Raw genomic sequence first — 7,894 nt, 5'->3', positions numbered from 1 at the left:
TTTTCCGCCCTGCCGCACTGGGTGCCGTTTCGCAAGGTGCGTGACCTGACGCCCCCGCCAGAACCGGCGGAGGGTTCAGCGGATGAAACCGTCCCTGATGGCCGGGATGCGGAATTGGAGGAGCAGACGCGGGCCATGCTGCTGGCGCTGGATCTGCCAGGCGGAGCCAAACTCGTCACTGTGGCGTGGAATGCGCGCCTGCGCAGCACTGCAGGCTATGCGCGCTATCCGGGCTGGGCCATTGAGCTGAACCCCAAGCTGCGCGAATTTGAAGGTCAGGTGGAGCGCACCCTGAAGCATGAGCTGGCCCATTTGATCGCCTACCATCGCAGCGGCCGGAAGCGCATCGAGCCGCATGGCCGTGAATGGCGTCAGGCCTGTGCGGATCTAGGCATCGCAGGTGAGAAGGCACAACACCGCCTGCCCCTGCCGCGCAATGAAGTTGAGCGCAAGCTCACCTACGCCTGCCCCGCCTGCCACACCACGGTGCAGCGCGTGCGCAAGTTTCGCCGCCCCACCGCCTGCCTGCATTGCTGCCGGTTGCATGCCGGCGGCCAGTATGACGGGCGCTTTCGTCTCGCGCTGGTGACCGGTAATTAATTGGCTGGGCACGCGTCTTTCCGCCAAACTCGGGCATCCAAGCTGCGTTTATGCTTGACCTAGGTGCTCCTACCCGCTGCTTTAGCGTCACTCTCAACCCTTCCGTCATGAAAACCGCCTCGCGTTTCCTCTCTCTTGCTTCCGTCTGCCTGTTCGCTGCCAGCGCCAGTGCGCAGCTCGCAGAAGAATTCCACACCTGGACGAACACCTCCGGCAAAACGGTGGAGGCGACACTGATTTCGGTCGATGCCGTTGCCAAGACGCTGAAGATCAAGACGAAGGACGGGCGCGAGTTCGACGTGGCCATTGCCACTCTGAGCCCGGCTGACTTTGAATACGCCAAGGGGCGCTATGCCGCGATGCAGGCAGCCCCTGCCGGCGCACCCGCCGTGGCGATGCCTGCGACTCCAGCGGGGACACCCCCCGCCACTCCGCCTGCGGCCACGCCCAAGGGAGGTGCCAAAACCGCCGCCGTGGTGAAAAAGCCTGCGCCCCCGAGGCCTGCAATCGCGGTGGTTCCCCTCTCGAAATTCAAGGCCCCCTCGGCCAACGATTACCTCAGTGGCGTCGCCAAAGTGCGGCCACGCCTGATTCACAACGCCGCTGGCTGGGCGGCGCTGAAAGGTCAGATCGCAGTGGATCCTGTGCTGGCAAAAATCATGGAAGCCATGAAAGCCTCCGGGGAAGATCTGTTGAATGACCCGGAGCTGACCCGTATCAACGGCGAAACCGGCGGGGAAGGCCCGAAGGCCGTTTACCGCATGGGCCTGCTCGGATCTCTGCATTTCGGCGATGGAGAACTCAAATGGCAGGAGCGCGGCGCACGTGAACTCATCGCCCTGACAGACAAAGTGACCTTCCGCGACTGGCACCCTGATCTTGTGGACAATTTGACCGACCTGGTGGTGGCTACTTCGCTGGGTTATGACTGGTTCCGCGCCGGATTGAACGCGGAGCAGGCTGCTGTCATCCGCACCTACATCGCGGAGAAAGGCATCGGGGCCCTCATCGCACATCTTGAGGGCGAAGAAATCCCTGAGAGCGCCAAAGGCACCTCTGGCGGCCAGACGGGAACAAAATCCAAGGCCGCCCCACCGAAGGCCCAAGGAAAGCCCCAGGCGAAACCAGATGTGGGCAAACTCCTTCCAGACAGCAAGCAGATGGCCGCCGCCTCCGCCCTGCTGCTCTCCGCCATCTGCCTCGTGGATGAGGACCCTTCCATCGCCAAAAAAGCGGCGGATGCGGCCGCCAAGGTCTTTGGCAAAGGCATCGTCCGTTTTGCTCCAGCAGGTGTCTGGCCCGAAGGTCTTCAGGCTGGTGAAACGGTGATGGACTACGTGGCCATGCTCTCCGAGTCCCTCAAGGCCGCTTCCGGACGCGATCTCAACATCAGCCTGCTGGAAGGCATTCCGCAGTTCAACACCGCCCGCATGCACATGATGGGCCCCAGCGGTCAATCTTTCAATTTTGGAGATGCCACAAGCGCTGCATCCACCCGTCCGTGGGTCGCCACCTGGCTGAGTGGCATCGCTGGAAATCCCGGCCTCCGTGCCGTCGCCGCCGCTGGCAAGCAGCCTGTGACCGCCGCCTATTTTGGCCAGGTCGGCAACTTCATCTATTACAACCCCCACGCTGCCGGAGACGGCACGGCGGACACGATGGATTACGCACAGCCCGGCGGCTTTGTGGCCACCTCACGCTCCGGCTGGGAGAAGACGGATTTCTTCGTCGCCGTCAAAGGTGGCGAAAATGAAGACACGACGGCGCAGCTCGACATCGGCAGCTTTGTGATGGAGGCCGGCGGGCAGCGCTGGGGCATCGAGCTCGGTGCTGAAATGGACAAAGCCCCCGGCTTTGAAGTCAAACCCGGCGCGGATCGTACCAAACGCTTTGCGCTCTACCTCGAAAACACGCTGGGTCAGAACACCCTCGTTATTGATGGCAATCAGCAGGAGCTCGACGCCAAAGCAGCGGTGCTGCTCGGTGCCTCCACACCGGAACGCGGCCTCGCCGTGGTGGACATGACCAAGGCCTACTCCAAACCGGCAAAAGACGTCCATCGGGGCATCATGGTCGTGCGTGGGGAGAAGCCCTACATTGTGGTGCAGGATGACCTCATAATGAAAAACACCGGCAACATCACCTGGAGCATGCACACCATGGCGGAGATCACCCCCAGCGGCACCACGGCCAAGCTCACCCTCGGTGGCAAAACCCTCGTCGCTACGATCGTTTCTCCCGCCTCGGCCACCTTCAGTGCAGGCGTACCACCAGAACCCGCCAGCGAACAGTCCCGCGATTTGGTGAAGGCCAACGTCCACGTGCTCAAGGCTTCGGTCGATGGTGCCAAAGGTCCGCAAAGCCTCTGCATCACCTTTGCCCTCGATGAAGCGCCTGCGCATACCGCCACACCGGTGGCAACGTGGGTATCGAAGAAGTGATCACGCCCGCGGGTGCGCGGCCTCGTAGACTTCCTTCATGCGCTGCGTGGAGACATGCGTGTAGATCTGCGTGGTCGAAAGGCTCGCATGTCCCAGCAGTTCCTGCACGCTGCGCAGATCCGCGCCGTTGTTCAGCAGATGCGTGGCAAAGCTGTGGCGCAGCTTGTGCGGCGTGAGGTGGACCGGCAGGCCTGAGGCCCGCCAGTATTTCATGATCACATCGTCCACGGACTGTGCCGTGATGCGGGTGCGCAGCTTGCTGAGAAACAACGCTCCATCATGCACGCCCGCCTTCGCACGATAGCGCTGCACGGCCTCCAGTGCTTTGGAGCCCACCGGGCAGAGCCGTTCCTTCTTCCCCTTGCCAAACACGCGCACGGTCTCGGTGTAGGTGTCAATGTCCGCCACGTTCAGTCCCACCAGCTCGCTCAGACGCATGCCGGTGCTGTAAAACAGCTCCAGGATCGCCGTGTCACGCTCCGGCGCCCACACAGCATCACGCTTGGATTTTTCCAGGCTCAGCGGCAGCGCCAGCATGGCCTCCACCTGAGTCACTGTGAGCACCACGGGCAGCTTTTTTTCCCGCTTGGGCAGCTGCACCTCCAGCAGCGGATTGGCTTTCCAGCCCCGCCGACGCGTCAGCCATTTGAAGAAACTGCGCAGCGCCGCGAACTGCAGCCGGATCGTCGCCCGCCCGCGTTCGCGCTTCATCAGGTCGAACAAGAACGCGCGAAAGTCATCGGCGGTGAGTTCGCTCCAGCCCTTGAACGGCGTGCGCCATTCGCGGAACTGCCGCAGGGCCAGCTCGTAATTCGCCAGCGTGCGTTCCGAGGAGCGGCGCTCCACCTCCATGAACTCCAGAAACTCGGCGGCGAGCTTGTCTTCCATGGCGTTAATCCTCAGGTTCGTTTCGCACGGCACGTGCTGCAGATTTCATCGCCGGAGTCCAGCACCCGGAATTCCAGCTGCGCATCATCCAGCTCCGTCTTTTTGCACACAGAGCACTGGTGGAAAAAGGTGCCCTGCGGGAGCTGGGCAGATTCAAACTTGCCACGGCGTGAGGCGATCTGGGCCATGCGCGCACGCTCGCTGAGGAACGCAGGACCGAACGCGATGAAAAAATTCAAGTGTCCCACCAGCACCGGAAACAGCAGCGAGGACTCACGCATCACCAGAAAGGCCGTCATCCCCGCAGTCAAAGCCGCCACCCACTTCATTTTGATCGGCAGAATGAAGTAGATGTAGATTTCCTCATTCGGATACAGGGACGCAAAGGCGAACAGCAGGGTCTGAAAGAGAAACATTCCTGAGGCAGGCCAGTGAAACAGCAGCGCTCCCACGGTGACGGCCACCATCCAGCCGATGATGTAGAGATTGACCCGGAACGCTCCCCAGGCCGATTCCAAACCGCGGCCAATCCACATCATGAACATCGCGCCGATCAGCGCCCAGATGAGCGAAAAATTCCCGGGGATAAACACATGGGTGACCAGCCGCCAGACCTCGCCGTGCATCACCCGGATCGGATTCAGCTCAAGAAACTGCAAATACGCCGCCGCACCCTCCGGCGACATCACCATGACCATGAAGAGCACCAGCAGTTGAAACGCGGCGATGATCTGCACCAGGTTGGGAATGGCGAAGCGGCCGAATTTGGACTCTAATTGGGGAATGAGGGGCATGTCTGTTGGGTTGGTAGTCCGGTTTCAGCCCGGAGCCAAGAGAAGAACGAACGTCACACACAGCGCGGCTATCCAATCGCGCGCGCCGAAGCGATCTCCATCACCGGTGAAGCGCAGCAGCTTGAACAACGCTCCCGTCGGGCACCCGTAGCGGCAGTACGCCAGAGGGGTGAAGAGCGACACCAGCAGGCCGCCGATGGCGATCCCGATGCTCGCCCAGCCAGCCACACGAAACAGATACGCATCAAAGGGCTCCAGCGCGTTCAGATCGACTGGAAGCGCGAAGGCCACGCTGAACAGCACCAGCGCGAGCAGCACGAAAGGCAGTTTGGACAGGAGCTTGTCGACCGCTTTCGAGGGCGACCACTGCCAAGGCAGCCGGCGGACGAGGAGCTGCTGCAACGCACCGTGCGGGCAGATGTGGTGGCAGTAGAGCTGCTTGTTGGTGAACACCGGACCCAGCAGCGCCACGGCAGCCAGCAGCACCAGCCCATGGGCGTTTTTCCAAGGGGTGCCATGTGCCGCCCAGCCTGCGAGCAGTCCTTGCGATAGCATCTCACCCGCAATGAAGCCTCCATAGATCACCAGCAGCGCGTGATGCAGGTGGCGGCACCACGCCCGGCCCCGCAGCGGGGTGAAGGCCATCACCAAAGCCGCCAGCAGGATCGCTACATGGCCGCTGTCCTGCCAGCGCCATCGAATCTGCTGCCACCAGTCGCTGCGGGCCTCCTCCTCATGGAGCAAGGACTCAGCACGCACCCGCACCCCTTCGGCGATGCCGTAGCTGGTCTGGGTAGCGCCAGACACACCTTCCACGCCGGCGGCATTGAAGTCGATATGCGCGATCTTCTCCGTCGTCATGCCATCAAACGTTTTCAAAAACGCCGGATCGCCGGTGACGTAGCCCACATACTGCTCCGTGTCATAGCTCCTCCGCAGAGCGATGCCACGCAGCGTCGTGCCGCTCGCATCCATCAGCATGAAGGTGTCACTCGGTCCTTTGTAGCCGACCGTTCCATCTGAGGCCGGGGCCGTGCGCACCGCCAGCGCGATCACAGTGCCTTTCTCATCCAGCACTTCCTGTGAACCGGGATGCTGTTTGGATTCGCGCAGTTTCGCCGCCCGAGGTTCGAGCTTCTTGACCTCATCTAGCGTGATCGCGTCAGGAAACCTCAGCGAGGTCGTCGCGCTTTTGCCCAGGCGGCGCAGCACCCCTTCAGCAATCGCGCTGCTCGTCAGCGTCGCCCCGGAAACGGCCTGCGGCAGCAGGCTCGAAAGCTCCGCAGCCTTCTTGCCCGTGAACTGCTTGAAGAACGAACGTTCGCGCACCACCTCGGCCAGATGATCCGTCGTATCGCCGCTGCTCAGGATGCGCAGCCCCAGGACTTTCCCACGTGAGTCGAGCGCGATGAGCGTGTTTGTGGGCCCCGAGTAGCCGATGATGTCATCCGCTTCCGGCGAAGTCTGCATGACATGGCCAAGCGTGATGCCCGAGGCATCCTTCACCGCCTGCATGCCGCTTTGAGGCGTCAGAGCCGCTGCGGCAGGAAAAAAATCCCGCAAGCGGTCCACCGTCAGCGCCACCGCCGCAGGCGAGTGTGAGCGCCGGATGGCCAGGACCGCCAGCGCCAGCAACGCCACGCGCCAGAGGCGCAGAGCGGGGGATTTCCAGCGACGGGTGGAGGTCATCTCAAATCGTTAGCAGCATGCTTTGGAATGTCATTCACGAAGGCATGATGCGGACAAGCCGGAAGATGAGAGGATATTTTTTAAATCGGAAAGCACGTTTTTATTCCGGTGGGCTGCGTAATGATGAGTACCGCCATGATCTTCCGGCTTTCATCGTTCTTCTGCATGGCGCTGCTTGGCAATGCACTTGCAGACACCACCAATTGGTCTGGCACCAGCCAGATCTCCTTCGATGGCACCTCCACGCTGCATGACTGGGGTGGCAAGGTGGCCACGAAACCTTTTGCCACCATCGTCACCACCGATGCCGCCGGGAATCCCACCCGTGTGGAGGCCTCAGTGACTGTCGAGGTCGCGAAGATGAACACCGCCGAGGCGAAGCGCGATGAAAACATGCTCAAGGCCATGCAGGCCACGGCTCATCCGCTCATCACAGGCATCATCGACGCGCCCTTCTCCGCCATCCGGCAGGGAGATGCGGCGCCTTCCACACTGCCATTGAAACTCACCCTGCTGGGTAAAACGCAGACAATCACAGGCCGGCTCAGCCAATGGAAGCAGCAGAGTGACAAGGCCACGTTTGATCTCGATTTCGATCTCTCACTCAAAAAGAGCGACGTCAAGGTCCCCTCCGTGCTGTTGTTCACCCGTGTGGGTGATACGATCAAGGTGCATGCCTCCGTCTCCCTGAAACGCAATCCTTCCTGATTCATGCCCGCTTTCATTCATCACATCGCCACCGAGACGCCGGACTTCATCTACAGCAATGAGTTTTCCCGTGAGCGCATGAAGAGCTGGGTGTCCGAGCCGCGGGCCAAACGTCTGATCGACATGATCTACGAACGCACCGGCATTGAGACTCGCTACAGCGCCTGCGACGACTTCATGAAAGAAGACGGCGGGCTGTTTCACACACTCCCGGATGGCACCATGAACTCGCCCACCACGGGTCAGCGCAACACCCTGTATGCCAAGGCTTCGCGCGAACTCGCGGTAAAGCTCGCGCACAAGGCCCTGGCCGAGTGTCCGCAGTTTGCCAAGAGCGACATCACGCATGTGGTGTTTGCCTCCTGCACCGGCTTTTCCAATCCGGGGCCGGACTACCACATCATCCGTGATGTGGGGCTCAATGAAAATGTTGAGCGCTATACCATCGGGTTCATGGGCTGCTACGCCGCCTTTCCAGCGCTGCGCATGGCGGCCCAGTTTTGTGAGGCCAATCCGCAGGCCGTGGTGCTGGTGATGTGCCTCGAACTCTGCTCCCTGCATCTGCAGGTCAGCGGCAAACCGGAGAGCATCGTGGCCAATGCGCTGTTTGCCGATGGTGCAGCGGCTGCCATCGTCAGCGCCCGCGAACCGGCGCATGACCGGCCCTATTACCGGGTGCATGGCTTCCATTCGGCACTCGTGCCTTCCAGTGAGGCGCACATGGCTTGGGATATTGGGGACCACGGTTTCAACATGGTTCTTTCGGCCTATGTG

General features: G+C 61.4%; 6 protein-coding genes and 1 pseudogene. 4 read left to right on the top strand and 3 right to left on the bottom strand.

What is annotated here, in order from left to right:
- Both ACIREA_RS21380 and ACIREA_RS21375 read left to right on the top strand, forming a co-directional pair.
- Window positions 1–600 (top strand): SprT-like domain-containing protein (locus tag ACIREA_RS21380; protein ID WP_397384383.1); only part of this gene is annotated, 600 nt, incomplete at its 5' end.
- A 107-nt stretch (window positions 601–707) separates the two neighbouring features.
- On the top strand, window positions 708–3,041 hold the full coding sequence (locus ACIREA_RS21375) for a heparinase II/III family protein (protein ID WP_397384382.1): 2,334 nt from the start codon (window positions 708–710) through the stop codon (window positions 3,039–3,041).
- Here ACIREA_RS21375 and xerA read toward each other — a convergent pair whose 3' ends face one another.
- The 3 genes from xerA to ACIREA_RS21360 are packed head-to-tail and all read right to left on the bottom strand — an operon-like array spanning window position 3,042 to window position 6,412.
- The gene (xerA, locus tag ACIREA_RS21370; protein ID WP_397384381.1) at window positions 3,042–3,929 is read right to left on the bottom strand and encodes a site-specific tyrosine recombinase/integron integrase; all 888 of its coding nucleotides are present in this window, start codon (window positions 3,927–3,929) and stop codon (window positions 3,042–3,044) included.
- 11 nt (window positions 3,930–3,940) lie between these two features.
- A complete protein-coding gene (locus ACIREA_RS21365; protein WP_397384380.1) occupies window positions 3,941–4,723 on the bottom strand; it encodes a hypothetical protein in 783 nt (260 codons plus the stop codon).
- 24 nt (window positions 4,724–4,747) lie between these two features.
- Window positions 4,748–6,412, bottom strand: a complete 1,665-nt coding sequence (locus tag ACIREA_RS21360; RefSeq protein ID WP_397384379.1) for an FMN-binding protein — start codon at window positions 6,410–6,412, stop codon at window positions 4,748–4,750.
- A 135-nt stretch (window positions 6,413–6,547) separates the two neighbouring features.
- On the opposite strand from ACIREA_RS21360, the gene ACIREA_RS21355 reads away from it, so the two are divergent.
- Window positions 6,548–7,120, top strand: a complete 573-nt coding sequence (locus ACIREA_RS21355) for a YceI family protein (RefSeq protein WP_397384378.1) — start codon at window positions 6,548–6,550, stop codon at window positions 7,118–7,120.
- Between the two features lie 3 nt (window positions 7,121–7,123).
- A pseudogene (locus ACIREA_RS21350) lies at window positions 7,124–7,894 on the top strand (type III polyketide synthase); the annotation flags it as partial.

Source organism: Prosthecobacter sp., from assembly GCF_044373815.1.
Lineage (GTDB): Bacteria > Verrucomicrobiota > Verrucomicrobiia > Verrucomicrobiales > Verrucomicrobiaceae > Prosthecobacter.
This window is presented reverse-complemented; position numbering and strand designations above follow the sequence as displayed.